At 45.0% G+C, this 25,688-nt stretch carries 26 protein-coding genes; 20 read left to right on the top strand and 6 right to left on the bottom strand.

All coding sequences use genetic code 11. The features are described from left to right. Positions 1-48: 48 nt before the first annotated feature. Positions 49-309, bottom strand: a complete 261-nt coding sequence (locus GT360_RS20185) for a putative hemolysin (RefSeq protein ID WP_164650736.1) — start codon at positions 307-309, stop codon at positions 49-51. Positions 310-664: 355 nt separating this feature from the next. Here GT360_RS20185 and GT360_RS20180 point away from each other — a divergent pair, with 355 nt between their 5' ends. The 16 genes from GT360_RS20180 (at position 665) to GT360_RS20105 (ending at position 14,085) form a co-directional block, all read left to right on the top strand. Continuing rightward, complete coding sequence (locus tag GT360_RS20180) at positions 665-1,909, top strand: DEAD/DEAH box helicase (protein WP_164650735.1); 1,245 nt, start codon at positions 665-667, stop codon at positions 1,907-1,909. Between the two features lie 407 nt (positions 1,910-2,316). Further along, positions 2,317-2,538, top strand: a complete 222-nt coding sequence (locus tag GT360_RS20175; RefSeq protein WP_164650734.1) for a Flp family type IVb pilin — start codon at positions 2,317-2,319, stop codon at positions 2,536-2,538. A gap of 62 nt (positions 2,539-2,600) precedes the next feature. Then, positions 2,601-2,969: an A24 family peptidase gene (locus GT360_RS20170; RefSeq protein WP_164650733.1), complete on the top strand. Its 369-nt coding sequence runs from the start codon at positions 2,601-2,603 to the stop codon at positions 2,967-2,969. A 6-nt stretch (positions 2,970-2,975) separates the two neighbouring features. Then, positions 2,976-3,761, top strand: coding sequence for a Flp pilus assembly protein CpaB (cpaB, locus tag GT360_RS20165; protein ID WP_164650732.1), 786 nt, complete (start codon positions 2,976-2,978; stop codon positions 3,759-3,761). Positions 3,762-3,771: 10 nt separating this feature from the next. After that, complete coding sequence (locus GT360_RS20160; protein ID WP_164650731.1) at positions 3,772-5,112, top strand: type II and III secretion system protein family protein; 1,341 nt, start codon at positions 3,772-3,774, stop codon at positions 5,110-5,112. Next, a complete protein-coding gene (locus GT360_RS20155) occupies positions 5,109-5,606 on the top strand; it encodes a hypothetical protein (protein ID WP_164650730.1) in 498 nt (165 codons plus the stop codon). The genes GT360_RS20160 and GT360_RS20155 overlap by 4 nt, the downstream gene beginning before the upstream one ends. Further along, positions 5,606-6,847, top strand: a complete 1,242-nt coding sequence (locus tag GT360_RS20150; protein WP_239502655.1) for a CpaE/TadZ family protein — start codon at positions 5,606-5,608, stop codon at positions 6,845-6,847. Before GT360_RS20155 ends, GT360_RS20150 begins: the two co-directional genes overlap by 1 nt. Before the next feature lie 5 nt (positions 6,848-6,852). Continuing rightward, positions 6,853-8,142 carry a TadA family conjugal transfer-associated ATPase gene (locus tag GT360_RS20145; protein ID WP_164650729.1) on the top strand — a complete coding sequence of 430 codons (1,290 nt, stop codon included), beginning with the start codon at positions 6,853-6,855 and terminating at the stop codon, positions 8,140-8,142. Beyond that, complete coding sequence (locus GT360_RS20140) at positions 8,139-9,059, top strand: type II secretion system F family protein (protein ID WP_204274584.1); 921 nt, start codon at positions 8,139-8,141, stop codon at positions 9,057-9,059. The genes GT360_RS20145 and GT360_RS20140 overlap by 4 nt, the downstream gene beginning before the upstream one ends. After that, positions 9,059-9,934 (top strand): type II secretion system F family protein, encoded by an 876-nt coding sequence (locus GT360_RS20135; RefSeq protein WP_164650728.1) that lies wholly within the window; start codon positions 9,059-9,061, stop codon positions 9,932-9,934. Before GT360_RS20140 ends, GT360_RS20135 begins: the two co-directional genes overlap by 1 nt. Continuing rightward, positions 9,927-10,685: a hypothetical protein gene (locus GT360_RS20130; protein WP_164650727.1), complete on the top strand. Its 759-nt coding sequence runs from the start codon at positions 9,927-9,929 to the stop codon at positions 10,683-10,685. Before GT360_RS20135 ends, GT360_RS20130 begins: the two co-directional genes overlap by 8 nt. A gap of 11 nt (positions 10,686-10,696) precedes the next feature. Then, on the top strand, positions 10,697-11,227 hold the full coding sequence (locus GT360_RS20125; protein WP_164650726.1) for a TadE/TadG family type IV pilus assembly protein: 531 nt from the start codon (positions 10,697-10,699) through the stop codon (positions 11,225-11,227). Beyond that, a complete protein-coding gene (gene tadF / locus GT360_RS20120) occupies positions 11,205-11,771 on the top strand; it encodes a tight adherence pilus pseudopilin TadF (protein WP_239502654.1) in 567 nt (188 codons plus the stop codon). Before GT360_RS20125 ends, tadF begins: the two co-directional genes overlap by 23 nt. Position 11,772: 1 nt before the next feature. After that, positions 11,773-13,245 carry a TadE/TadG family type IV pilus assembly protein gene (locus tag GT360_RS20115; RefSeq protein ID WP_164650725.1) on the top strand — a complete coding sequence of 491 codons (1,473 nt, stop codon included), beginning with the start codon at positions 11,773-11,775 and terminating at the stop codon, positions 13,243-13,245. Positions 13,246-13,258: 13 nt separating this feature from the next. Next, positions 13,259-13,894: an OmpA family protein gene (locus GT360_RS20110; RefSeq protein WP_164650724.1), complete on the top strand. Its 636-nt coding sequence runs from the start codon at positions 13,259-13,261 to the stop codon at positions 13,892-13,894. Beyond that, positions 13,894-14,085, top strand: a complete 192-nt coding sequence (locus tag GT360_RS20105) for a Flp family type IVb pilin (RefSeq protein ID WP_164650723.1) — start codon at positions 13,894-13,896, stop codon at positions 14,083-14,085. The genes GT360_RS20110 and GT360_RS20105 overlap by 1 nt, the downstream gene beginning before the upstream one ends. Before the next feature lie 70 nt (positions 14,086-14,155). Here GT360_RS20105 and GT360_RS20100 read toward each other — a convergent pair whose 3' ends face one another. The 5 genes from GT360_RS20100 to GT360_RS20080 are packed head-to-tail and all read right to left on the bottom strand — an operon-like array spanning position 14,156 to position 18,754. Beyond that, entirely contained in the window at positions 14,156-15,931 is a 1,776-nt protein-coding gene (locus GT360_RS20100) for a bifunctional molybdopterin-guanine dinucleotide biosynthesis adaptor protein MobB/molybdopterin molybdotransferase MoeA (protein ID WP_164650722.1), read from the bottom strand. Beyond that, entirely contained in the window at positions 15,931-16,515 is a 585-nt protein-coding gene (gene mobA, locus GT360_RS20095; RefSeq protein WP_164650721.1) for a molybdenum cofactor guanylyltransferase MobA, read from the bottom strand. Before mobA ends, GT360_RS20100 begins: the two co-directional genes overlap by 1 nt. Next, entirely contained in the window at positions 16,493-17,209 is a 717-nt protein-coding gene (locus GT360_RS20090) for an energy-coupling factor ABC transporter ATP-binding protein (protein ID WP_164650720.1), read from the bottom strand. The genes mobA and GT360_RS20090 overlap by 23 nt, the downstream gene beginning before the upstream one ends. 9 nt (positions 17,210-17,218) lie before the next feature. Beyond that, positions 17,219-17,917: an ABC transporter permease gene (locus tag GT360_RS20085; protein ID WP_164650719.1), complete on the bottom strand. Its 699-nt coding sequence runs from the start codon at positions 17,915-17,917 to the stop codon at positions 17,219-17,221. An 18-nt stretch (positions 17,918-17,935) separates the two neighbouring features. Further along, positions 17,936-18,754 (bottom strand): ABC transporter substrate-binding protein, encoded by an 819-nt coding sequence (locus GT360_RS20080; protein ID WP_164650718.1) that lies wholly within the window; start codon positions 18,752-18,754, stop codon positions 17,936-17,938. Between the two features lie 311 nt (positions 18,755-19,065). Here GT360_RS20080 and GT360_RS20075 point away from each other — a divergent pair, with 311 nt between their 5' ends. The 4 genes from GT360_RS20075 to GT360_RS20060 all read left to right on the top strand — a co-directional run bounded on the left by GT360_RS20075 (position 19,066) and on the right by GT360_RS20060 (position 25,669). Beyond that, positions 19,066-20,505 carry a sigma-54-dependent transcriptional regulator gene (locus GT360_RS20075; protein ID WP_164650717.1) on the top strand — a complete coding sequence of 480 codons (1,440 nt, stop codon included), beginning with the start codon at positions 19,066-19,068 and terminating at the stop codon, positions 20,503-20,505. A gap of 1 nt (position 20,506) precedes the next feature. After that, a complete protein-coding gene (locus GT360_RS20070; protein ID WP_164650716.1) occupies positions 20,507-22,570 on the top strand; it encodes a sensor histidine kinase in 2,064 nt (687 codons plus the stop codon). Positions 22,571-23,541: 971 nt separating this feature from the next. Next, positions 23,542-24,654, top strand: a complete 1,113-nt coding sequence (locus GT360_RS20065; protein ID WP_164650715.1) for an HlyD family secretion protein — start codon at positions 23,542-23,544, stop codon at positions 24,652-24,654. Continuing rightward, on the top strand, positions 24,644-25,669 hold the full coding sequence (locus GT360_RS20060) for a DUF2955 domain-containing protein (RefSeq protein ID WP_164650714.1): 1,026 nt from the start codon (positions 24,644-24,646) through the stop codon (positions 25,667-25,669). The genes GT360_RS20065 and GT360_RS20060 overlap by 11 nt, the downstream gene beginning before the upstream one ends. The last annotated feature ends 19 nt before the right edge of the window (positions 25,670-25,688 follow it).

Here is a 25,688-nt window from a genome sequence, read left to right as displayed (position 1 = left end):
ATACAAAGGGGCCGTCAGGCCCCTTTGTATGTAATCGATCAATCGTCGTTACATCTCTTTTTCTTCTTTATGGTTTTCGCGGAAATATTCCCACTGCTCCACCATCTCATCATCAGAGAGTTTGCAATACGTTACGCGCTTGCCTGCCTCTGTAACCATAACCAACTCGCCCTCTTGTTCAACACAGTAAACAGAAGCAGGATTGGACACAGCGGTGTATTCACCAACATCGTATTTCTCTTGGACATCAGCACAACCACTGACGAGCGCACTTAGACCAATTCCCATCAATATCATTTTTACGTTCATTAACCTATGTCCTCTTAACTGACTGTTTTTCTTGGCTTGATATAAGTGTAGAAGATGTTTCTGAAAACGAGGGGCTGTTAATCAATCTTAACTTGGATTAATTCGTCAACAATACAAGCCGCATCACAAAGTCATTGAATGGCATCGTTGCTACCCGCCAAATTTGCACTCATCTTCTAAGATTAAATTGCAAAATCAACTCAGTCTGCAAGGTTATGGAAGAAACATCAAAAAAACGAGTGGTGGCGTTTCCGTGTTAGCTAAGTCCTGTAACGGGGTTGACGTTTAATATTTGGGAGAAAGGGCTCGGTTTTGCTACAATTCGCGCCCTTTGTGCTTTTTGAGATGTGTTGAGATGAAATTTACCGAGCTAGGCTTAAATCCCATTTTGGTTAAACAGTTGGAGTCATTGAACTTCACGGTACCAACCGAGGTTCAACAGCAAGCGATTCCGGAGGTTTTAGCTGGTAAAGATGTTTTAGCAGCCGCTCAGACGGGAACAGGTAAAACAGCAGCGTTTGCTTTGCCCATTCTTAACAAGCTACTTGAGTGTCAAGGCGTTCTTGAAGAGGCTAGACAGCCAAGAGCGTTGGTATTGGTGCCAACTCGAGAGCTCGCACAGCAAGTGCTCGAGAGCATTCAAGCGCTTTCCCAAACCACATCGCTTGTCACAGTTTCGCTGTATGGTGGCACGAGTATTAATGTCCAGACGAATAAACTGCGTAAAGGATGCGACATTGTTGTCGCGACACCAGGTCGTCTTTTAGACCATCTCTACTGCAAAAATTTGAATCTAAAATCGATCAGTCACTTTGTTCTCGATGAAGCTGACCGAATGCTCGACATGGGCTTTAAACCAGATATTCAAAGAGTCCTGCGCACGTTAGGTGATCAGCCTCGTCAAACACTACTGTTTTCTGCCACTTTCCACAAAGGTATTAAGAATTTTGCTTACCGTCTGCTTGATGCACCGATTGAAGTTGAAGTGTCCCCAGCGAATACCACTACTGATTTAGTGGAGCAGATCGTTTATCCCGTGGATAAATCGCGTAAACATGAGTTGCTCTCTTTCTTAATTGGGTCAAGAAATTGGCAGCAGGTTTTGGTGTTTACCAAAACGAAACAAGGCAGTGATGCGTTGGCCAAAGAGCTCAAATTAGATGGTATTGAGGCAGTATCGATCAATGGTGACAAAAGCCAAGGGGCGCGCCAACGTGCGTTAGACGACTTTAAAGTAGGCAAGGTGCGTGCGCTGATTGCTACTGATGTCGCAGCGAGAGGCCTTGATATCCCGCAATTAGAGCAAGTTGTCAACTTTGATATGCCGTTTAAGGCAGAAGACTACGTACACCGAATTGGTCGCACGGGGCGTGCTGGGCAAAAAGGACTCGCAGTGTCTTTGATGAGTCATGACGAGCAACGCCTTGTGGATGCTATTGAGAGACTGCTAGACACTCGCTTACCGCAAGAATGGCTGGCGGGTTATGAGCCTCAACCTCAATCCGAGGTCAATCCAGAGCGACCAAACAAGAGGTTGAGTAAGTCTGCTCAAAAGAAAGCGCTTAAAGCGCGCTTAGGTATTCAGTCAAAGCGTCGATAAATGCATTTTACATTTATTTACGAAAAATAACTTTTTGCTATTTTCCATTCGGGGGCGTGATGTACGCCCCCTTTTTGTGATCTCTGTAGCATCTTTGTGTTTTCTTGTGGAATTCCATTTCTTTGATTGCACGCACTAATTCACTCCTCACTATTGATAACCTTACAAAACTAGTGGAGTAATAACTCTACAGTAAGTGATTGCGATCAAACAAATTAGCAACATTAAATGATTTAACTATCACCAGTTGTTTTTTTGTTGTTATTTTTCTTTTAAAAAAAACAAAGTAATATTTTTGCATCGTCAAACTTTTGTCAGTAGCATATTTCGCTGAGGTCGCCATACGACCAAAGTTTTAAAAATACTTTTCCCAAAATTGAAATTTTTTATTTTAGATGGAGCTAAAAATGCTTACGAAGATGTTTGTTAAGGCACAAGTTGCGCTACAAGACCTAAAGAATGACGAGCGTGGTGTTACTGCGATTGAATATGCGATTATTGGTGTTGCTATTTCTGCGATTGTTTTGGCGATGTTCAATGATGGTGGAATTAGCGAAGCACTTACAGGTGCGGTGGACCAAATATCAACCAATATAACTTCTGCTGAAACACCGGTAAGTGGCGCATAGTATTGAGTTTAGAACCATTTCAAGGCTGGTTAATACTGGCCTTTTTGGGTGTTTCCATATGTATGATGGATATTAAATGGCGCTATATTTCCAACAAATTAGTTCTATTGGTTTTCCTGATTTCATGGTCTTTATTTGATTCCTCTAGTGAGATTTCATATTACATTGCATCTGGTGTGTTTTTCTCCTTTTTGTATGCTGCCAATATAATAGCAGGTGGAGATCTTAAGTTAATTCTTGCATTTCTCCCAGGAGTAAATACTGAATACATGCTATCGACAATATGCTTGATGGGAATTTTAGGCGGTTGCGTAGCTTTGCTCTGTTTTCTTTATGGATTTAGTAAAAAAGACTGGCTGGAAACTCACGGGTTGCCCTATGGCGTTGCAATTGTTTCGGGCTTTTTAGTTGGATCTGCAGCATCACTATAAGGATTTATGATGCGTACGAAATTGTTAATGATTTTTGCTTTCTTAGCGATATCTGTTGGTCTTTATGGTGTACTAAACCCTACCAAAAAAGAACATCTTTCAAAAATACAACACATAGTTGAAGACAAGCCGATATTTTATCATGTTTACTTTTTTATTAATGATGTTAAATCGGGTGATTACGTCTCAAGAAGAGACTTTGAGCTGCGCCGACTGTCTAGTGATGAAGCCGAAAAGCTTGGAATTTTTGGCGATTTAAGTATCGCAACTCCTGCTGGTTCTGTTTATCGCACTGCTAACAAAGCCGATAGCATTCTATTACAGGATGCGATTTTGTCTCCAGAACAGCCGGGCTACATTGATGCAATAATTTCTTCTAACCATGTTCCTTATGCTATCAAGGTAAATCCAGAAACAGTCGTTGGTGGGTTGATCGACTATGGTACGAAAATAGATGTGTTGGCAATTACTCAACCTTCTGAAGGTTATAGCAACACTCAAATATCTATCGAACCAATCCTAACAGGGATTAAAGTTCTACAAGTAAAGAAAGAACAATCTTCCAATAGTGGGTCAAGTAACACCACCCAGAGTATCAATAATCACCTGATTTTAGAGCTTACTCGAAAACAAGTCGCACAATTGACAATAGCTAAAAAGATCGCACAAATAGAAGTCCATAAGTCGATAGGTAATTACTCTTTGAATGATCTTAGCTCAAATGCCGGTGATGTCTTACCAAATTTCAAAGCTATAAAAGAATTCCGCGCCAATAAAGTAACAGTGAAATAAGGATGACACTATGAGTCGTTGGTTTACGGCATTTTGTGTTGGGGTTTTATCTATCGTATTGACGATACCTGCCTCTGCACAACGTTTGCTTAATATCATGGAAGGAGAGGCAAAAAGCTTATTTACCTCTCAGGATATCGGTTCAGTCTTTATTGCAAACCCTGCAATAGCGGATTATCAGGTAATGGATAAGAATCGAGTCATTGTTTTTGGTAAGGCGACAGGTTCAACTTCACTTTTGGTCTTCGATGAAAACAACAAGACTATATTAAGTAGAAAAGTTATAACGAATAAGAGTTATGACCATATTCTACAAACGGTAAAACTACATTATCCTCAATCAGATGTTGCAATGTATAACCTTGGGGATCAAATTGTATTATCAGGGACAGTAGCTACTGAGGCTGAAAAAGATGGAATACATAGCCTCGTTGGTGAGTTACTTGCTAGAGAGGCAAAGGAGCGAAAAACAGTCTGGATAAGTGCTGATGGGAATTCAGATCATGACCGAGATATTGACTTTATGGTTAGAAAGGAATTTTCTGGCGTGATCAACCGTATTGAAGTTGCTGTTACTAAGCAGGTTAACGTTAAGCTTTCTATTGCTGAAGTATCACATTCTTTCCTGGAAAATTTTGGTATTCAATACGGAGATGCCGCACTAGGTGCAGGTATGTTCGTGAACCCTATTTTAGATTTTAGTGCCGACAATATTTTGGCAGTAATAACCGCCATGGGTGATGACTCTGTCGGGCAAGTATTAGCCGAGCCGAATATGTCGGTTATTTCCGGTGAAAGTGCCTCTTTCCTTGTTGGTGGTGAAATCCCTGTCGTGACGGTGGTTGATGGTGGAACGAACATCGAATACAAAGAGTTTGGTGTGCGCCTTGATCTTGTTGCAAAAGTGTTGCGTGATGACAAGATTATGCTTTCGTTAGCCCCAGAGGTGAGTTCTCTCGATTCACAATATACTAATGGTCAATATAGTCTTCCGGCGCTAAAAACACGCCGCGCTCAAACAACAGTGGAACTGGGTGATGGTCAAAGCTTTGTTTTGGGTGGTCTATTGAGTTCAGAAGACATGGAATCTTTGCGTAAAGTCCCTTACGCAGGTGATGTCCCTGTCTTAGGCTCCATGTTCCGTCACACGGAGACCTCACGTAGTAAGACTGAACTGATTATCGTTGCTACGGTTAACCTGGTGAAGCCGATTCATAGCTCTCAGATTCAACTGCCAACCATCCGTAAGACCACCAACCTACAGCGCTTCTTTGTGCTTGATAGTCAATACTCCACAGCGACTCAGCAATGGGCGCAAGAGATTTTGTCATCAGGAGGGTTTAAAAAATGAGAACAGTGTTAACAACCGCCCTTTTATCCAGTTTTCTTATCTCGGGGTGTTCTCACCAAGTCGCTGATAATAAGGGTATTGCCGTAGATCTTTATCCAGTTACCTATGCCCTTGATTTATCTTTGGAGAAATCCACAGAACTGAGTGTTGAGCGTGAATGGAACCAGTTTTACCGTACTCACAAACAAGAGATGTTACTGAAATCTGTGGAGCTAAAATACTACTCCAAACAAGGAAAAAGTGTGGCTGATCGCTGGCAGCAAGAGCTTAAACGGGCAGGTGCTGCTGATGTTGCGCTGGTGAATGCAAGCGGTATCAGCCGTGAATATGATGTCAGTGTTGAAGTTCACAGCTATCGCGTAGTGACGCCAGTGTGTGAGTACGATCAAGTGGATCAATATGGCTCGCAAAACTTAGGTTGCGCGCTAGAAAGCGCCCGCTGGCAGTCGATGGTTCATCCAGAAAATGTGCTTATTAAGGCCAAGGGGGAGTAATGGGAACTAAAGAGCCAATGTTCGACATCCTAGAGTCCTTCAACAACATCGATGCTAATAAGGCTAAAGCAAATTTCAAGATGCCTTGCGTTGTGTTCACGCAAACCGATGAATGCCACACCTTAATTGAAGAAGCGTTCCGATTCGAAGGGATTGAACAGCCGACTTTTGTTAAAAATCGTGATGAAGACATGCGTCGTTATGTACGCGAGTCTTCGGTTGAAATTGCCATTGTTGAGCTGAATGAATCACAAGATGTCACCAAAGACATGGAACGAATTAGTCACTTGTTGCCTAACGAGGCATCAGTGGTAGTGGTTGGCAAAGAAGATGCGATCTCAACCATTCGTAACTTAAAGTCGATGGGCTTTTACTATCTGTTTTGGCCAGTGACAAAACAAGAACTCATTGAGTTCTTAAAAAACGTACACGATAACCGCTTACGTGAGCATGGTCTGGGTAAGAAGCGCCAGGCAAAAAAGGTTGCTTTTTGGGGAAGTAAAGGCGGCGTTGGCACATCAATGCTGGCGACAGAAGTATCTTATGAGCTATCAGAAAAACGTAAATCAAAGTGTGTGCTGGTGGATCATAACTACCTCGGTGGAAACCTAGACATCTTCTTGAACCTCGATAACTTCAATAAAAAAGGTGTATCGTCGGTAAGTTCTGCCTCAGACCTAGACGTTACTTATGCCGTGAGCATGACTCGCAAGGTTAATGACATGCTGTCATTCCTTTCTGTCGAGTCTGATCAACACCATGAACATGAGCTAAAAGAGTACTCGCGTTCTCTAAGTGATCTGTTAGCCGAATACAACAACTTTATTGTCGAAGACCTATCGGGTTCGGGTCAAAGTCGTCAAGACATTCAGTATATTGCAGGTAACTGCGATGCCGTGGTCATAGTCGTCGCCCCGATGGTGTCTTGTGTTCGTGAAGCGAAAAAAATCCTTGATCTGCTAAACAAAGAACCGGGTAATCTGCGTCGCATCATTGTTCTCAACCACAACTTGCCAGCCAGTGCGACAGTTATGACTAAGCGTGACGTTCAACACTATCTAGGACAAGAGATTGCTGTTGAAGTGCCGTTTGAGCAAACGCTGGTTAAAAACGTGCTCAATGGTAAACGTTTGTACAACTCGCGTCTCAAATCTGCTAAATCGATTCGTAAATTGACATCAGAAATCTTGGGTGAAACAGACAAGCAATCAGCGTTCTCGCTCGGTAGCTTATTTAGGTAGGTAGTATGGTCGATCAAACCAAAGCCATTTTTGTCTCATTGCGCGAAAAGATCTATGCAGCTTTAGAGGCCGATGTTGTTAATACGCTTAGTCGCGAGCAATTGACCGAACAGTTGTCGGAAGCCATTGATGTGCTCATCGATCGTGAGCAGCACTCAGTGGCGACGGTTGTTCGCCGAGAGTATGTCAAAAGTTTAGTTGACGAAATTGTTGGCCTTGGGCCTCTGCAGCCTCTAATGGATGATGAGTCAATCAGTGACATCATGATCAACGGTCACGATAACGTCTTTATTGAGCGTAATGGCTTGGTAGAAAAGTCTTCAGTGACTTTCATTGATGAGACTCAGCTGCAGCAAATCGCGAAACGTATAGCCGCGCGAGTCGGTCGACGTGTTGATGACTCAGCGCCTACCTGTGATGCACGTTTGGCTGATGGTAGTCGTGTTAACATTGTTATCCCACCTATTGCGATTGATGGCACTTCTGTCTCTATCCGTAAGTTTAAAAAGCAAAGTATTGGGCTAGAAGAACTGGTTGGCTACGGAGCAATGAGCCCGGAAATGGCTAAAGTACTAATGATTGCCTCGCGTTGTCGCCTGAATATCCTTATTTCAGGTGGTACGGGTTCGGGTAAGACAACCATGCTCAATGCGCTCTCTCAGTATATTTCTGAAAAAGAGCGAATCGTGACCATCGAGGATGCCGCGGAGCTGAAACTACAGCAACCCCACGTTGTTCGCCTTGAGACGAGGACATCCGGTATCGAGGGTAACGGTGCAATCCATCAGCGCGATCTCGTTATCAACTCACTGCGTATGCGCCCAGACAGAATCATTGTTGGTGAGTGTCGTGGTGGTGAAGCCTTTGAGATGCTTCAAGCAATGAACACCGGTCACGATGGCTCAATGTCGACATTGCACGCGAATACACCTCGTGATGCTCTAGCGCGTTGTGAAGCGATGGTGATGATGGCAACCAATAACTTACCGTTAGATGCAATTCGTAGAACGATCGTGAGCGCGGTGGATATTATTATTCAGATCAGCCGTCTGCATGACGGTAGTCGTAAGGTCATGAGTATCTCAGAGGTCGTTGGCCTTGAAGGTTCGAATGTTGTTTTGGAGGAGATCTTCCGCTTCGAGCCGCTACCTGCACAAGCGGGGAGTGATAAGGTTAACGGTCAGTTTATTACGTCTGGTTTGATGAAGCGTTCTGTGCTGTTTGAAAAAGCGCGTTTTTATGGTTTGGAAGATAAACTCTCTTCAGCGTTTACCATCACGGGGGCGGCAGCATGATGGCGTGGTTGTGTTTGATCGCGGGTGGTGTGTTTCTGCTGCTTCTATTAAAAGAAGATAAGCAGGTTCATAAACGCTATTTGGAGTCAGATAATCAAACGGTGACCACGAAGTCAATGGTGCATGGCGCAAGTGCCATCAACCTAGAGGCGTTATCAGATGAAACGTTTCGTCAAAAAGTGGATCGTATTAGTCGTAATATCAGTCGCCAATTGGGCAAAGGCGCGCCAATCAAAATCTTCGGCTTTATGATTGCACTGGTATTTGCCGCGATTTATTTGAATAACAATTTTGCTCGTATTCATCCTGCACTCATGGTGGTAATCGTAGAAATTGTCGGCTTGTATGCAGGATATGCTTGGTTACAAAAACGAGAGAAAAAACACTTCGAAGAGGCGTTCCCTGATGCACTCAACATGTTGACCAGTGCAGTCAGCGCGGGTGAGAGTCTGATGCATGCTATTATGTTCGTTGGCCGTTCCCTTGAGGGAGAAGTTGGGTCTGAGTTTAAACTGATGGGTGAGCGCCTGCAGATGGGCGAATCCCCCGATACGGTATTTCGCAAAGCGTGTAAACGCTTCCCTTATTCAGAATTTCATTTCTTCGTCATCACACTACGTGCCAACATGCAGCGCGGTGGTCAGTTAAAAGACATCATTACCCGATTAAACCGTTTGATGTTTGATGCTCGCTCAGTAGAGAAAAAGAAATTCTCGCTAACTGCTGAAGCACGTATGTCAGCAAAAATCGTCGCATCTATCCCTTTTATTTTCTTGTTTATGCTGCAGTACCTCTCTCCAGAGAATTATGAGTATGTGATGTTTGATCCTGACGGCCGTTACATCCTCTACTACGTGCTGATCAGCGAGTTTATTGGGATCAGTATTGTCTGGTCACTCATGAAGGGGGTGAGGTGATGGAACATGTTGAGTTCTTTACCCTACTTCTTATTGTTGGGGGTGTCTTGTTGCTGCTATTGAGTATGCGAAGTGATCAGGAAGCCAAACAAGTTAGTCGCTTTCTTGATGACAACGCGAGGCAACAAACTCACGAGACAAAATTTAGTTTGATGGGGTGGCTTGAAACGGCCGTTCCTAAGTCGCTGGCGAGTAATCAAGACGAAATCAACGAGAAGTTCAGCGCGGCAGGGCTCTATTCCACGACGTATACCCACTTATATATGCCAGCAAAGTATGCGGCTTTGATTGTAGGCAGTGCGCTTATCTATTTCGCTTTAGGTAGTGACGACCTGACATCAATGGCAGCAGTGTTGGCTGTTTGGGTTATCGCAGCTCTAATCTTGCCTGACATTTTGTTGGATAGTCGGATTAAAGCTTATCGTGCTGATGTGTCGGGGAAATTACCTTATCTGATTGACCTATTGGCCGTCTGTGTGCAAACAGGGATGACACTGGAGTCATCGTTTGCTTATCTGGCTCAGGAAATGAAAGGTTTTGACCCAAGAATGGCCAAGCTGGTTGGCAAAGCCAATGACAGAGCGCATATCGTCGGGCTCGACCGATCGCTTGATGAACTCTATTTACATATTCCTACTTCGGAAATGAGAAGTTTCGTAATGACTCTAAAACAGAGTCTTCAATACGGCTCCTCGATCTACAGCGTTTTAACCACGTTGTCAGCGGATATTCGAGAAGTGAATATGCTGACCCTGGAAGAAAAAATCGGCAAGCTGGCAGCCAAAATGTCGGTTCCACTAATTTTATTCATAATGGTGCCAATCGTTATCTTGATTGCCGCACCTGGTGTAATGAGGATGATGTCCGGTGCTTAAAAAATGGATGATTGGGCTACTAACCGTAGTCGTATTGCAAGGGTGTGCTTCGAGTGGCGGCACAGCAAGAAAGTATGATGCGTTTAAAGGTGACGATATCTTGTCGTCAAAACAAGAACACATCATGAAAATGTCAGGCAACTGGAAAGGTCTTATTCCTCTTTATAAACAACAGCTTCAGCGTTATGAGACGGATGATGTGCGTGAAAAGCTTGGACGTGCCTATTTAATGTCGGGCGATCCGGAATCAGCCATCTTTACTATTGAGCCTATCTTAGAGAACGCTTATCCAACGGTTGTCTCTCGTGTCATACACGCTTCTGCGTTGTTTGACTTAGGAGATTCAGCGCAAGCGAAAAAGATACTGATCGAGACCTATCGCACCGAGGCACCACGTAACGGTGAAATAGAGAATTTGTTGGGTATTATCCACGCGCAAGAGCATGAGTTTGATGTGGCTCGCGACTACTTTAACTTAGCTCGTCGTCACTACTACAACGATAACACCGTTAGAAATAATCTCGCGGTCGTGGATATTTTAGAGAGTAACTATGAAACGGCTGTTCGCCGTCTGGCAAGCATCGATATGAAGGGTAAGCGCGACCAACAGCTAGAAGCGAACCTTGCTATTGCAATGGCAAAGCGTGGTGAAATGCACTATGTGCGCGGTATGTTGGATAGTTCATTATCTAGAGAGCAAGCGAATGCCGTCTATGAGGCGATTCGTGATGCTGACTTAACGGCCTACTAAGCGGTTTTGTGATGTTGATAAAATTAGCCCGTTTCAGCCTGTGTAAAACCAAAGGTATGGGAACCATCGAGTTTGTCATGGGTTTTATGCTGTTTTGGTGGATGTGTATGGCGTGGGTTGAAGCGAGCTTTATGTCCTATGTATCGGCATTGGGTGACTTGGCGGTGAGCGAGGCGGCTCGAGCGACGAAAGTTCGTGAAGATGAAGACTATTCGACCGTATTTAGCTCAGTGATCAACGATAGTGGCTCCTTGTGGGCGGGAATTGTTAGCTCAAACAACTTCAAAATGGATGTGGATTTTGTGTCATCAGTGTCAGAGTTACACAGCTATGACGCCACGATGTGCGGTTGGATGATACCCGCTGATGCAGATGACCCATGTTACAACATTAAATCACCTGATGATAAGGCAATTGCGATCTACCGTGTTAACTATGAATACACGCCGATGTTTAATTATTTTTTGGACAGTAAGAAACTGTTTTTGCGTGAAGCTATCGTGATACAGGAGTACGAACGTGATCAGTTCTATTTCAACTAAGCGCGGCAATTTCACGGTTGAATTCGCAATTGTGGGTGTTTTTTTTAGTTTGCTGTTTGCCTTCAGTGGTGATGTCATCATCAAACTCTCATACAAGGGTAAGCTAGATCGACTCTCTTTTTCTGCGGCCAGTATCTTAAAAGAGAAAACGCAGCTATATGACACGCGAGTGTTTGATCCTAGTATGCCAGTACCCACGTTTAGCGATGACGCTAAAGAGGTGGTTGATATCGTAACCTCCTCTTTAGAACGCAGTATCAGTGCGTTTGACATAAACCAATTTAATTACACTATTGAGGCATTGACCTATAGCGGCACTGATGTTGTGGAATCTTTTCTTACCGAGGCAAGTGGCGGGTGCTCACCAAGCCAAAATCTTGAGATGTTGGATAACGGTGGCAACTTGTCTGTCGTTTCATCGTGGGGGCGTAGAACACCCATTTATCGCGTGACTTTGTGTTATGACACCAACAATTGGATCGGCTCATTACTTGGAACCGACTTTACTCGAGTCTCCTCGAGCTCAGTGATTATAGGGAGATAACATGCAGTGTTCGTTACAAAAGCAAAATGGTCATGCGGCGATTTTGTTTGCCATGATGATTCCAGTTTTTTTTGGATTGTTTACTTTAGGATCTGATGGCGCACGCATAATGCAAAGCAAGGCTCGATTGGGGGATGCTATGGAGGCTGCGTCTTTGGCCGTCACCGCTCATGCCTCTACGGATAATAGTGCTGACGGTGTTAATCAAACCATTGCGAGGAACTATATAGAGTATTACGCCACTGACTTGAAAGAGATAGAGAGCGTTACTGTGTCTAGAAGGGACTGCGACACCGCTTCTGAGTGTGTTCCTGGAGAAGACATGAAGTTTTTTCAATATGATGTGTCTGCAAGTGTTCAGTTTGATACTTGGTTCCCAGGGAATGATGCGATAGTTGGATTTGGTGATAACTTTAATGTGGGAGCTGCAGGCAGAGCGAGGAAGTACCAAAGTCATGCGATTGATGTTGTGTTAGCAGCGGATTTTTCCGGGTCTATGCGAAACAATTGGAATGGCTCTGTTCGATACCTTGGTTTGATTGATGTGGTCAATTCAGTTGCAGATGAACTCGCACACTTTAACCAACTTTTTGACCCGGGAGTTGGCGTGAATACCATCGGAATATCACCCTATGATCACTACAATCGTGTTGTTATTGGATCAGACAAAATAGAAAACCCATTTGATGCCACTCTTCACTGTGATACGACTATGGTAAAAGGCTCTCATCAAGTGAATAGTCACTCTCCTCCAACTACCTCGAAAATGCTTCGGATCCCAGGAACCGACAATACGGGTAATAAAGCCGCTGATGTTTACGACGAGGATCGTATTGTTTTAGGTCGAGTAGATAATTTGGTCTATTCCGGTACGAATCTGCAATATGGAAAAACGCTCGATCAAATGAAAGCGGGTGGAGTCGACGTAAGTACGGAGTACTGCAATCGTGATAATACCGAGCTAGCCCGCTTTTACGATATACCTTTGACAAATGACTTTGAGAGCTTTAAGAGCCAACTCAATACGTTTAGACCCGACCATGCTTCGGGAAGAGGGTATACGGCTTCATTCCAGGGATTTTTAGGTGGAACAAGGCTGCTGAAGCGAGGAATAAACTCTCGTAAGTTACTAATTTTACTATCGGATGGTCAAGACACAGGCAGTTACTCAAGCATCGGTAATGGTTCAAATACCCCGAACACAGGCTTTAAAACGATTGCTACTAATTTGACCAATAGTCATAAAATGTGTGATGAAATTCGTAGCTATCTATCGACTTACACAGCGGCAGATGGTTCTACACAGCAAGCTCAAGTGGAACTCGCCGTTATAGGGTTTACCTACAACCCAAGTGACCATCCTGCTTTGGAGACATGTGTCGGTAAAGACAATGTATTTAAAGCAGAAAACAAAGAAGAAATTCTAGCCCAAATTCTCTCACTCATCGCCGAAGAAATTGGCCGTTTAAAATAATTAAGGACACCCAATGAAAAGGAAAGCACTTACCTATTCAATTGCACTATCTGCAATGATATCTGGTCAGGTTTTAGCGCAAATGAGTGGCGAGGAGTTGCTCTCTTTCTGTGCTAAGTCAGACATTGAAGTGAACCAAAGAACGTCGATTGGTTCAGGAAAGAGCATCATGTTGCTGCAAGGTGCGATGGTGACGGTTGAAACCGATGCACCAGCGCCCACGAAAGAGTTGATCGCCAGTGAGTTGGCGACCTTGCATGTCCATACTGATTGCATCGAGTATTTGATGGACAAAGGTATTGCAGACGAAACATTAGGTCGCGTCTATTTTGACTTTGATAAGTCGTCGCTCACTCCCGCTTCGAAGCAGGTTTTACAGGGGCTGATGGACAAGGTAAATCGAGTCGAGTCTAATCTGCTGCTATCTGGTCACACTGACTCTATCGGCACAAAAGAGTACAACTACGCGCTCGGTTTAAGACGGGCAGAATCAGTGCAAGGCTACCTGATGGACAAAGGCGTGGATAGAACGGCAATGATTCTTGAGACTCAAGGTGAGGATCAGCCTATAGCAGATAATAAGACCACGAAAGGACGTGAAAAAAATCGACGCGTTGAGTTAGTTGCTACACCGGAAGTACAACAGTGATGTATTGTCGAATACGAGAGCAGTGTTCGATAGCTTGGAGTGACCAGCGCGGTGTCACTACTATTGAATATGCGATTATCGGTGTGGTGATGTCGATTATCGTTCTGGCGGTCTTTAATCAAAACAGTGAAATAATTAACGCGCTTGAAAGTGCGTTTCAGGCAATTACCAACAATATTCAATCTGCCTAATTATCGATGACATAACGGTTATTGAAGGGACTGAAATTCTCCACCTCAGTCCCTTCTTTTTTATTCGACTCTAAACTCGTCCCTGCAGCGGAATCACCGTCACCATCTCACCCACTTTCACCGTATCAACCGCTGGTGAAATCTCAATCAAACAGTTGGCCTCACTCATCGAGCGCAAAATGCCAGAGCCTTGCTTTCCGGTGGTTCGAACCTCCAATTGGCCTTGCGTATTCATCGTATAAACGCCGCGGCTAAACTCAGTACGGCCCTGTCTTGAGCGTAGTGACTCTGCAGCAATCGCATTGACTTTAAGTGGTTGCCAATCCATTTGCCCCTGCATTTTACGAATCGCAGGCTCGACAAAGTTAATAAACGACACCATGACCGCAACCGGGTTGCCCGGCAGGCCAAAGAAAGGCTTATCGTTGATTTTACCAAACGCGAGTGGACGACCCGGGCGCATATTGATGCGCCAAAAATCAATCTGACCTAAGCGGTCTAGAGCAAGCTTGATGTAATCCGCATCCCCGACCGATACACCGCCGGAGGTCATGACTAGGTCTGCTTGCGTTGCCGCGCTCTCTAAAGCGGACACCATCTTATCTTCATCGTCTTCTATAATACCCAAGTCAATGATTTCACAGCCTAGCTTTTGCAATAACCCCCTCAAAGTAAAGCGGTTAGAGTCGTAGATAGTGTTTGGTTTTTGCTCGGCTCCTGGGTTTTGCACCTCGTCACCGGTGGAGAAGATAGCGACTTTGAGTTTTCTCACGACGTCACACTGGCCAAAGCCTAGAGAAGCTAACATGCCCATTTCTGGGGACTCGATGCGAGTACCTTGAGTAAATACGGGAGCACCTAAAGCGAGGTCTTCGCCCGCTTGACGGACATTCTGCCCCGCTTTAATACTCGCATCGAATGTCACGGAGTCGCCTTCCTGCGTCGCTTGTTCTCGCATGATGACAGTATCGGCCTGCGCTGGCATAGGTGCCCCTGTCATGATCTTAACTGCTTGACCGGGTTCAACGGGCTTTTCGTAGTGATAGCCAGCCAGCACTTCAGCGACAACGTGGTAGTTGTCTTGGTCAAGATCATCGCCTCTAATGGCGTAACCATCCATTGCTGAGTTAGTGTATTGCGGAACATTAACGGGTGAAATGATATCACCGCCAAGAACACGACCATAACTGTTGGTGATTGCCACTGCTTCGGTTTCCTGCAAACGGCTCACAGCCTCAAGGATTTTCTCGCGGCCTTGCGTGACAGAGACAAAAGCAGGAGACAAAGTATCGCAACAGGCTGCCACTGGTTGGTTGGATTTATTGGAAGCATAGGTTGTGACGTAATCTAAAATGAAATCTCGAATCGCATTGAGGTCATTGATGTCCATTTGAGGTAACGGTGACGAAACTTTGCTATCTGCTGCAATAGCAATGATGTTGTCGTCATTGGGGTAAAGCCATGGTTTACCTACTTCTTCGCGATGCAATTCAATTTTAGGAAAAGCGATGTTCTTGCAGCCCTCTACCAAGATGACATCAAGCTGCTCGCTATCAAATCGAGTCAATAGGTACTCAAAATCCGCTTCGCTATCAGGTGTTTCTGCCATCATTGCATGGCGGTAGCGTGAAGAGATGAGCATCTGACTTGCGCCCGCTTTTCTTAGGCGATAGCTGTCTTTTCCTGGTTTATCGACATCAAAATTGTGGTGTGCATGCTTCAATACCCCAATACGTAAACCGGTTTCGGTCAACTTAGGCAGTAGTGCTTCTAGTAATGTCGTTTTACCTGTGCCGGAATAGGCAGCAAAACCGAGCAGTGGCAGGTTAGGCTTTTGAATTGTCATTATTTTAATGTTCCAAATTGAGCCAGCTCTTGTGGCGTATTGAGGTTTACAAAGCAGTTCGGCGAGTCGCTGAAATCCACATATTTTGTCTCGCACTCTTTGTAGAGCAGAATGATCTTACGATCACCGCGTTCTAAAAACGCGGTCAATTTTGGTAGCACGCGTTTGTGGAATAGGGTAAATACAGGCTGTTGAAATTCACCATCGTGAGCCACCAAAATATCGGTTGTCGCCTCTACTTGTTGGCAGAAACGTTCGACAAGGTCAGAGTTAATATCTGGGCTATCACAAGGTACAAAGCCAACCCAATCCGTCTCACTATTCGCAAGGCCTGCATGGATGCCACCTAGCGGTCCTGGGTAATCAGGGAAGTGGTCACTCACCACAGGGGCAAGCGCTCGGTAGGTGTCTTGATTGCGGTTTGCGTTGATGGTGATGTGCTCTGTTTGTGGCTGCAAGCGGGCAATCACATAATGAATAAGCGGCTTACCATTGAGCTCTACAAGTCCTTTATCAGTACCACCCATCCGACTGGCTTGCCCACCGGCCAAGATGACCCAACTAGTTTCCTTCGGCAGAAGCATAAGATTGATCTCGTTTCGATTTTGTCACGACTTTTAATAGCGGTGACTCTATCAAAGTGGTGTCTTTTATCCACCATTGTTTGCTACAAAGCGCGGTGAGTGCATTGGTTTGGTGGCTAGTGATCACCAAACTAGACCCTCTGTTGAGTAAGTCTTGCGCCAGTACCACCAGTCTTTGAATTGATTCTTGGTCTAACGAAGCACTGGGTTCATCCATGAGTAAGATGGATGGCTTAAGAATCCATGCCCGAGCCATAGCGACACGCTGTTTTTCACCGCCGGATAGCACGGATATGTGTTCATCGGCGAGCGTCTCCAAACCCACCATTCGGAGTGCATTAATCACTTGTGAACGCTTCTCTTGTTGAGGTTGAGACTGGAAACGAATGCCATACACCACATTTTGATACACGGTACCGTCAAATAAATAGGGAGACTGGTGCAGGTAGATGACGTCACTAAATGCCGAACGCTGGAATAATCGCTGGTACCAACCATTTTGCCCGCAGTTGATGTCGCCAGTCGTTGGCTTTTGTAGCCCGGACAAAATCTTCAGCAGGGTGGTTTTGCCGACACCGTTAGCACCTTTGAGATAGACGGCTTCATTCGGCCCGATCGACAGTTCAGGAATATGGAATAAGACTCGCTCTTTAAAGCGCATCTCTAGTTGCTGTGCAGTTATTTTTATCGTCATACAGCGCCTTTAAGTACGGAGGTAGCCCCGACCACTCATGCTCGATAGCATAAAGTTTAGGATCAGAGCGAGAGAGAGTAAAACAATACCGAGGGCGACACCTTGAGCAAACGCGCCTTTATGGCTCTCCATGGCAATCGCAGTGGGGATGTTGCGCGTAGCACCCATAATGTTGCCCCCGACCATCATTGAGCAGCCCACCTCAGTCACGATACGTGAAAAAGCAGCAATGGTTGCGGCAATGAGCGGAAATCGATGCTCCCAAATCATCGTATTGGCAATACGCAGCGGCGAGGCACCGAGTGTTCTCGCAGTCTCAATGGCGCGTCGATCGCTTGATTGCAGCGCACCATACATCATGGAGACGAGAACAGGAAAGCAGATAAGCATCTGTCCGAGGATCATCGCCTTTTGCGTAAACAGCATTTGCCAATCTCCTAGGGGGCCGGAGCGAGACAGCATCATGTAGAGCAAAAGACCGATAACCACCGTCGGAATCGACTGCATCGTATTCACCACAGAAAGAAGAAACCACTTCCCACGAAAGTTGGTGTACGCCAAGATAAACGACAGCAACGTTGCAGGGAGAAGAACCAATAAAATAGCGGATAACGATACGCTAAAAGAGACCGCAACGATCTCCCACAAATCGGTATCAAAGCTAATCAGTAGTGCAAGTGCATCTAAGGTGGTTTGCCACAAATCCATAGGTGTTCTTTTCTTCGATTATTCTGCTTGCGCGTTAGCCACAAAGAGTTGTTGGCCATTGAGTCTGAATGAGTTTATCAGCTCTTGACCGCGCGAGTTGACCAACCAGTCGCTGAATGCTTTAGCGCCTTTCTCATTTAGCCCGGTGTATCGCTCAGGGTTAACCAGAATCACTTGATATGGATTAAATAGGCGCTCATCACCTTCAAGTATAACGATTAGATCCAAGTTATTTTGATAGGCAAGCCAAGTGCCGCGGTCCGTTAGTGTGTACGCTTGCATTTCAGAAGACATGTTTAAGGTCGGCCCCATCCCCTGACCAACCGAGCGATACCCTGCAAATTCAGGCTCGAGATGACTGCTTTTCCAAAGGTTTAACTCTTTCTTATGGGTACCAGAGTCATCGCCACGAGAGATAAATACGGCATTTTGGTCTGCGATTTGAGCGAAAGCTTGTGCTACATCTGTGAGACTGTGCACCTTAGCAGGATCAGATTCTGGTCCGACTAAAATGAAGTCGTTGTACATAAGAGGTTTAGGCTCAATACCAAACCCGGCATCGACAAAGTCTTGCTCGGCTTGCGGAGCGTGAGTCATGAGAATATCGACATCTCCATTTTCACCCATTTTTAATGCCTTACCCGTGCCTGCGGCAATGACATCGACTTGATAGCCCGTATCCTTTTCAAACTCTGGCAACAGGTGGTCAAGTAAGCCTGAATGGTAGGTGCTAGTCGTAGTAGCTAGGCGCACACTTGGCAGTTCGTCTGCGGCAGCGGTTGTACAGTTGATCAATGCGAATGAGGCAAATAGTAAGGAGATGATGGGCTTTTTCATGGGGGTCCTTGTGTATTTATATGTCCGAGGTATTGGCAGCCTAATGAGACGTTGTTGTGACTGGTAAGCTCACTAAGCTGCTTGATATAGCAATCTCAGTGCCATGAGCTCAAAGTGACTCAATATTTCAATTAACCATATGTTTTATGGGTACTTTATCTTTATTGGTGAGCCAAGTACATCATTGAAAAGGGATAAGGTGTTGATACCAATAGTTTGAAGTGAGACAAAATGTCGCACATTAATGCTGGGTTATCGTCAAATCGTTGGTACACTCTGTCTCATAGAGATAAAAAAGTACGAAGTAAATTATGCCAACTCCCCCTGAAGTAAACTTAGCTAAACCCCACAAATTTGAAGCGTTTTCGGTTTTGGTCGTTGATGATGAGCTCGGAATGCAGGCGATATTACGCAAAGCACTTGGCAAGTGGTTTTCTAAGGTGGATACCACATCCAGTGTCGAGGAAGCGGAGCAACTGCGTTGCGATAATCACTATGATTTGATCATTTTGGATATTAACCTGCCAGGGCGTTCGGGGATTGAGTGGGAAGAGGCGTTTCAAGATGACGGTAAACGTTCAGACGTCATTTTCATGACTGGCTACGCTGATCTCGAAATTGCCATTTCTGCACTTAAACTCGGAGCCAGTGACTTTATCCTCAAGCCCTTCAACTTGGAGCAAATGCTGCAGGCGGTACAACGTTGTATGGATAAGCGTTTAGTTGAACGTTCTCAATATGCCCTCAAGCGTGACTTTGAACGTCGAGTGACGACAGAGATTATTGGTCAGTCGCAACCGACACAAAATCTCAAGCAGTTAATCAGCCAGTTTGCTCCGTCCCGTGCCTCTGTACTGATTGAGGGGGAATCGGGTGTGGGTAAAGAGCTGGTGGCGCGAGGCATTCACACCTCTAGTAAACGTAACGGACCGTTCGTACCGGTAAATTGTGGTGCGATTGCGCCCGAGCTGCTAGAAAGTGAGCTATTTGGTCACACCTCCGGTGCGTTTACCGGCGCGAAGAAGAGCCGAGAGGGGCTGTTTCGAGTCGCAAATAACGGAACCTTGTTCCTTGATGAAATCGGTGAAATGCCCCTTAATATGCAGACAGCTCTATTGCGCGTTTTGGAACAACGCTCAATACGCCCTGTTGGCGGGGAGAAAGAGATTCCGGTCGATGTTCGTGTCGTTGCCGCGACGAATCGAGACCTAAAGCAACGGGTTGATGAAGGTCAGTTTCGAGCTGATCTCTATTACCGTTTAAATGTTCTAAAAATAGAGGTCGCGCCATTACGCTGCCGAAAGCAAGATCTTCATGAGTTAGTGCCTTATTTTGTAAAGCAGCTTTCGCAAGAACTTGCAATACCTGACCCTAACTGGGCGCATGAAGATATGTTAGCGCTTGAGGCACATGACTGGCCGGGTAATGTCCGTGAATTGAAGAACTTTATTGAACGCAGTCTACTCTTGGCGACCCCGCCTGCCCACTATTGGAAGCCTATAAATGAGGATATTGGAGAAGCCTCTCAATCATCGTCACAGGTAAACGCGGCGCAGTCGAGTCCAGAGCAGGAAGATCCCCATACAATGGCGTTCGGTTACCCCAATGAATGGACACTGAAAGCAGTAGAAAGGGCGCATATCGAGCAGCTGGTTTATTTTCATGAGGGCAATAAGTCTGCTGCAGCGCGTGATTTGGGCGTGGCAAGGAAAACGCTGGAGCGCAAATATAAAGAGTGGGACTCAGAGTAATATGACCACGAAGCTACCTGAACCAAAACACAAAGCACCGATTCTCAACTGGCTGGCAAAATGGCGCTTTCAGTTCCAAACCATGGTGCGTTATCGACTGTTGGTTCTGACGTCAGCGCCGATTATATTAACCCTAATGGCGCTGATTGGTATCACTATCTATTGGTCTATTCACTACACTTGGAACAGTGCGCTGATCGATGTCTCTGAGCGATTAGGGGCGGCAAGGCAGAGTGTTGAGCTGATACAGAAAGGGCAAAACCAAAGTGTAAAATCTTTCGTTAGTTCTTATGAGTTTCAGAAACGATTGAGAGAGCAGGGGAACACGGAAGCATTAGTCAAATGGGTGGCGACTCAGTCGCAAAACACTCAGTTAGACTATCTGCGATACATTCCTGCCGACACACCTAAAAGACAACTCGCACATCTCGATGTCGTGCGAGAAGACGCTTTTTTTGATGTGTTGTCGCTTCAGCAACTGCATGACATAGATCCTGCACTGGCACAAAAAGCCGCCATTGCCGAGCTGGATTCCGATAATATTGAGCGAAGAGGTTTGGTTATCCGCTCAGTGATTCGGGTGAGAGCAATCTCAGGCGAAGTTGTCGGCTTTATTGATGGCGGGTTGCTACTCAACAACAGCACGGCCTTAGTCGATGAACTACGCGATATTCTCTATTCACCACAATACGATCCAGTTCGTCCGACGGGGACGATGACCATTTTCTTAGATGACCTGCGTGTGAGTACCAACGTTCCTCTCGATAGCAGTGAAAAGGTGGGGCGAGCGATTGGTTCCCGTGTATCAGATTCTGTCAAAGAGACCGTGCTTCAAGGCGGTGAGCAATGGGTTGATGAAGCTTATGTGCATGACGCGTGGTATATCAGTGCTTACCAACCTATTAGAGATCGCAACGACCAAGTCATTGGTATGTTTTATACCGGATATTTGTTGTGGCCTTTTGTTAAAACCTATTTCACCACGTTGGTGGAAATTGGTGTGGTTACTCTTGGGTTGCTACTGATTTCAGGTTTGATGGTATATCGAGGCTCGCGCGATCTCTTTCGTCCGATTGAACGCATTCACCGTGTGGTTAAGCTGATTCAGTTGGGTAAGCAAAAACGGATTGGTGAGCTGGGTCTTGACCCACACCATGAGCTCGCACAGTTAGCTAAGCAGTTTGATGCCATGCTTGATCTTCTTGATAAACGTCAGTCTGAGATTGAAGAAGCGGCTGTGGTGCTTGAAGACAAGGTACAGCAACGCACGGCTAGCTTAAAAGAGAAAACGCAGCAACTAGAGTTTCACATCTCTCTACTCAATCAAACTCGCGATAAGTTGGTAACCAGCGAAAAGCTCGCAGCGTTAGGCGGATTAACGGCTGGAATCGCGCATGAAATCAACAATCCAACGGCAGTGATACTTGGCAATGTTGAGTTGTTAAAATTTGAGCTGGGGGAAGATGCAAGCAAAGTGGAAGAAGAGGTCGATGCGATCTTAGCTCAGATTGACCGAATCCGAAATATTACCAAAAGCTTGCTGCAATACAGTCGTCAGGGAGGGATTCAAGATGAAATCACGTGGCAATACGTCAATCCGATAATCGATGAAAGTATTACCCTGGTAAAAGCAGGTGCCAAGAGAAAAGAAATTGTTTTCGTTCGAGACTTTCAAGCTCATACCTCTGTCGAAGTTAATCGTCATCAGTTGTTGCAGATACTCGTGAACCTTCAAGTTAATGCGATTCACGCTATGCAAGGTAAAGGCGAATTAATCATTCGCAGCCGTGATTGGAATGAGGGTGGAGAAATACTGGGTGCCGTCATCGAGATTCAGGATCAAGGCAGTGGTATTAAACCAGAGCAGCTAAAACGTATCTTTGACCCTTTCTATACCACTAAACGTGAGGGAACCGGGCTCGGTTTATCGGTATCACAAAGTCTAATTAGTCAAACCGGCGGCGAGATTCGAGTGGAGTCTGAATGGGGTAAGGGAAGCTGCTTCAGTGTGTTCTTACCGAAAAAGAGTGGAGCAACATTAGAAGTGAATACTCTAGAGTTATGATTTTAAAACGAGACCACTGAATACTGAATATAGTGCCACTGTTTTCAAGTCATCAAGTCTACTTATTTCAGCAAATTAATCGTGTGTTACTGATTAAATTTATTGCTGGCGCAAAATGGTAATTATTGTTTGAGCAAATCGTCATAATACCTCTCAAGCCATTCATGGAATCTCAGGTGATGGTCATGAATCATCTAATGACATGCAGATTGGTTAGGTAATTTAAGCAACTAGAAAGTGCTTTTGGTATTACATGACGAGCAGACAATTGAGTCCCATTTGAGCAAGCGCGTGAGAACGCCAAGTTTGCCTTGTCTTAATACGACCCGCTTAATCAGCGGGTTTTCTTTTATCTACTTCCGTTACCGAGATTCTCTTTAGCGTGAAGTGGTCAGTATTTTCTGCCAACTTGTTTTCAGATTATATGACGAGGAATGATTATGATTGTTTTATTTCGTATCCAAGATGTAGGGGTGCTAGAGCATCACATTGATCTAGCTGCAATGATGCAAAAAAACTCCCTTTGGTAGAGCCTAGCCATCTAATGCCGCGCTGAATCTGGTGAGTTTTTACGCCTATGAGACCAAAGGAGAGCGATTCGTTACGAGTATCTTTTCAATAATCGCCAATTCAAACATTTGAGCGTGTAAAGGAGCTCAATGAACTGCACGACTTGAAAGTGAAATTCAGTGGTGGCGTGAGTGAAATAAAGCACAGTGCACAACAGTGTTATCACAATGCAGATTCTATGCTCTATCGGGCAAAACATTCTGGTCGTGATCAGATTCTCATGTGGTGTAAATCACAAAATGAAGCCCTGGTTGTAGAAGGAAGGGAAAGTTAACTGGCTGTGTTTGATTTGTATCTATGTGTTTAATTTTAATTAAAAAATAGAGCGTAAATTCTTGACGAATGGGTAATCAATATTATTCTTTTTAATAGATAAATAAGACTTCAATAAAAGGATTTATATGTCAGACGAACAGTTGGCGGCTGAAGTTGCAGAAAAAGAGTCGGTTGAGAAGAATAATAGAGTAAAGAAGATAACTAATTACCTTCTTGCTGCCATCGTTATTTTGCTGCTCTTTAGCATAGTGAGTGATCGGATCATTCCCATCACAGATCAAGGCCGCGTTAAAGCCTATGTCGTGCCAATTAAGCCTCAAGTCTCTGGGCAGGTCATTGATATCAAGGTCAAACCAAATCAACTCGTCAAAGAAGGCGAGGTACTTGCTGTACTCAATCAATCAGATTACAAAATTGCAGTAGCACAAGCTGAGCAAAACCTTGAAATAGCAGGGCAAAATGTGGGTGCGCAGACCGCGAATATCGCGTCGGCTCAAGCTAGGCTCACTTCTGCGCTCGTTGAACGTCAAAACGTGCAAGTTCAAGCGGCTCGTGTGCTGGCAATGGCTGAGAAAGGTGTTGTGTCGAAGTCTGATGCTGATAAAGCCCGCGCCTCGCTAGCAACGGCAAAAGCCAATGTTTTGAATGCTGAAGCCGATCTAGACAAAGCGAAGCAACAGTTAGGTGAAGACGGTGAGGAAAACTCACAAATCAAAGCTGCGTTACTTGCTTTAGAGCAAGCTCAGATCAATTTGGAACGCACGGAAATCAAAGCACCAACACAAGGCGGTGTAACGAATTTCAGTTTGTCTGAAGGCTTTTATGCTTCTGCTGGGCAACCGATGATGACCTTCGTGTCCACCGATGATATCTGGATTGAGGCGTACTTTCGTGAAAATAGTTTAGGTAACGTCCAGGCTGGAGATCCAGTTGAAGTGGCGTTGGACTTCTTACCGGGTAAAGTGATTAAGGGGAGAGTAACGAGTGTGGACTGGGGCGTTGATTGGGGCCAGAACAATCAAGCCGGTCAATTAGCTCAAGCAACGACTCAACAAGGGTGGTTGCGCCAGACCCAAATGCTACCGATTACAGTTGAGTTTGATCGCTCAGAGGCAAAAGGTTTACTGCGTGTTGGCGGGCAAGCGGATGTCATCGTCTACACCAATGATGGTTTCTTTTTCAATGCCATTGGCAAGCTATGGATTCGTCTAAAGGCACTGTTGTCTTATGCAAGATAACTTAGCTGCTCAATCTGAGGCCCAAAGACGAACAATACGCTTTATACTAGGGGTAGCTATCTCAGTGTTTTTGGCTGCCTATTTCAATTGGGATTTAGCGTTTGTTGCGCCTGTTTTTACCGCTAAGTTTCTACTGGATAAGCCTACCTTAAATAGTGAAACTGTTTATGAGTTGGTGATTGCGCTGATCGTCACTATGCTGCTTGGCATGATGCTAACGGGTGGGATCGTACAGTATCCAATTATTTTGATGATCTTGGTTGGATTGATGATGCTGTGGGGCTATTACTTATTCACTGACCCCAAGTGGAACTTATTTGCAACCATACTGCTTATCGGTGTGCTTCTTCTACCGTTTATGGCGATCACTAATGCAGGCATTTCGTTTGTGTTGGCAAAAGGCTTGTCATTTTCAGGTGTAGTGGCGATCACCGTCTTTGCTCTAGTGCATATTTTCATCCCAGAAAAAGACAGAGACTTCAAAGGGTATGCAAAGCCTCAAATGTCAGATCAACAGCGTTGGCACGCCGCGTTCAGAGCCATGATACTGGCATTCCCTGTGGTATGTTTCTTCTTCGTATTTCAGGTGACCTCTGCGTTATTGACGATGATATTTATCGCCATCTTGTCCTTACAGATCACAGGTGAAAAATCGATCAAGCTCTCAGCATTTCTTGTCATTAGCAACGCGATAGGTGGTGTGCTTGCGACCGTTATGTTCTCTTTATTAACGGTTGTGCCGAACTTGATCTTTTACACCCTTGTCACCTGCTATATGGCAGCGGTAATGAGTAATAAAATCTACACCATTCCGGCAAAAGCCCCTGTCTACGCGACTGCCTTCAGTACCTTTCTTGTGTTGGTGGGGAACACGGTAAGTAGCAGCGGGGGCGACATTGACAGCAACACTTGGATCAGAATTTTGCAGCTCATCATGGTTGGTTTGTACATGATCGCAGCGTCTTTTTATCTTGAAACCAGAGATTGGAAGTTCTTACGCAATCAACATGCTTAGGCATAAATTAACGTGAGTT

It is taken from the genome of Vibrio astriarenae (assembly GCF_010587385.1).
Taxonomy (GTDB): Bacteria; Pseudomonadota; Gammaproteobacteria; order Enterobacterales; family Vibrionaceae; genus Vibrio; species Vibrio astriarenae.
This window is presented reverse-complemented; position numbering and strand designations above follow the sequence as displayed.

Excerpts from the sequence above, each read along its gene's own strand:
- GT360_RS20150 (WP_239502655.1), top strand. The coding sequence starts at position 5,606 with ATGGGAACTAAAGAGCCAATGTTCGACATCCTAGAGTCCTTCAACAAC.
- GT360_RS20115 (WP_164650725.1), top strand. The coding sequence starts at position 11,773 with ATGCAGTGTTCGTTACAAAAGCAAAATGGTCATGCGGCGATTTTGTTT.
- GT360_RS20160 (WP_164650731.1), top strand. The coding sequence starts at position 3,772 with ATGAGTCGTTGGTTTACGGCATTTTGTGTTGGGGTTTTATCTATCGTA.
- GT360_RS20110 (WP_164650724.1), top strand. The coding sequence starts at position 13,259 with ATGAAAAGGAAAGCACTTACCTATTCAATTGCACTATCTGCAATGATA.
- GT360_RS20145 (WP_164650729.1), top strand. The coding sequence starts at position 6,853 with ATGGTCGATCAAACCAAAGCCATTTTTGTCTCATTGCGCGAAAAGATC.
- GT360_RS20080 (WP_164650718.1), bottom strand. The coding sequence starts at position 18,754 with ATGAAAAAGCCCATCATCTCCTTACTATTTGCCTCATTCGCATTGATC.
- GT360_RS20090 (WP_164650720.1), bottom strand. The coding sequence starts at position 17,209 with ATGACGATAAAAATAACTGCACAGCAACTAGAGATGCGCTTTAAAGAG.
- GT360_RS20100 (WP_164650722.1), bottom strand. The coding sequence starts at position 15,931 with ATGACAATTCAAAAGCCTAACCTGCCACTGCTCGGTTTTGCTGCCTAT.
- cpaB (WP_164650732.1), top strand. The coding sequence starts at position 2,976 with ATGATGCGTACGAAATTGTTAATGATTTTTGCTTTCTTAGCGATATCT.
- GT360_RS20170 (WP_164650733.1), top strand. The coding sequence starts at position 2,601 with ATGATGGATATTAAATGGCGCTATATTTCCAACAAATTAGTTCTATTG.
- GT360_RS20135 (WP_164650728.1), top strand. The coding sequence starts at position 9,059 with ATGGAACATGTTGAGTTCTTTACCCTACTTCTTATTGTTGGGGGTGTC.
- GT360_RS20085 (WP_164650719.1), bottom strand. The coding sequence starts at position 17,917 with ATGGATTTGTGGCAAACCACCTTAGATGCACTTGCACTACTGATTAGC.
- GT360_RS20065 (WP_164650715.1), top strand. The coding sequence starts at position 23,542 with ATGTCAGACGAACAGTTGGCGGCTGAAGTTGCAGAAAAAGAGTCGGTT.
- mobA (WP_164650721.1), bottom strand. The coding sequence starts at position 16,515 with ATGCTTCTGCCGAAGGAAACTAGTTGGGTCATCTTGGCCGGTGGGCAA.
- GT360_RS20075 (WP_164650717.1), top strand. The coding sequence starts at position 19,066 with ATGCCAACTCCCCCTGAAGTAAACTTAGCTAAACCCCACAAATTTGAA.
- GT360_RS20155 (WP_164650730.1), top strand. The coding sequence starts at position 5,109 with ATGAGAACAGTGTTAACAACCGCCCTTTTATCCAGTTTTCTTATCTCG.
- GT360_RS20180 (WP_164650735.1), top strand. The coding sequence starts at position 665 with ATGAAATTTACCGAGCTAGGCTTAAATCCCATTTTGGTTAAACAGTTG.
- GT360_RS20140 (WP_204274584.1), top strand. The coding sequence starts at position 8,139 with ATGATGGCGTGGTTGTGTTTGATCGCGGGTGGTGTGTTTCTGCTGCTT.
- GT360_RS20070 (WP_164650716.1), top strand. The coding sequence starts at position 20,507 with ATGACCACGAAGCTACCTGAACCAAAACACAAAGCACCGATTCTCAAC.
- GT360_RS20060 (WP_164650714.1), top strand. The coding sequence starts at position 24,644 with ATGCAAGATAACTTAGCTGCTCAATCTGAGGCCCAAAGACGAACAATA.
- GT360_RS20185 (WP_164650736.1), bottom strand. The coding sequence starts at position 309 with ATGAACGTAAAAATGATATTGATGGGAATTGGTCTAAGTGCGCTCGTC.
- GT360_RS20175 (WP_164650734.1), top strand. The coding sequence starts at position 2,317 with ATGCTTACGAAGATGTTTGTTAAGGCACAAGTTGCGCTACAAGACCTA.
- GT360_RS20125 (WP_164650726.1), top strand. The coding sequence starts at position 10,697 with ATGTTGATAAAATTAGCCCGTTTCAGCCTGTGTAAAACCAAAGGTATG.
- GT360_RS20105 (WP_164650723.1), top strand. The coding sequence starts at position 13,894 with ATGTATTGTCGAATACGAGAGCAGTGTTCGATAGCTTGGAGTGACCAG.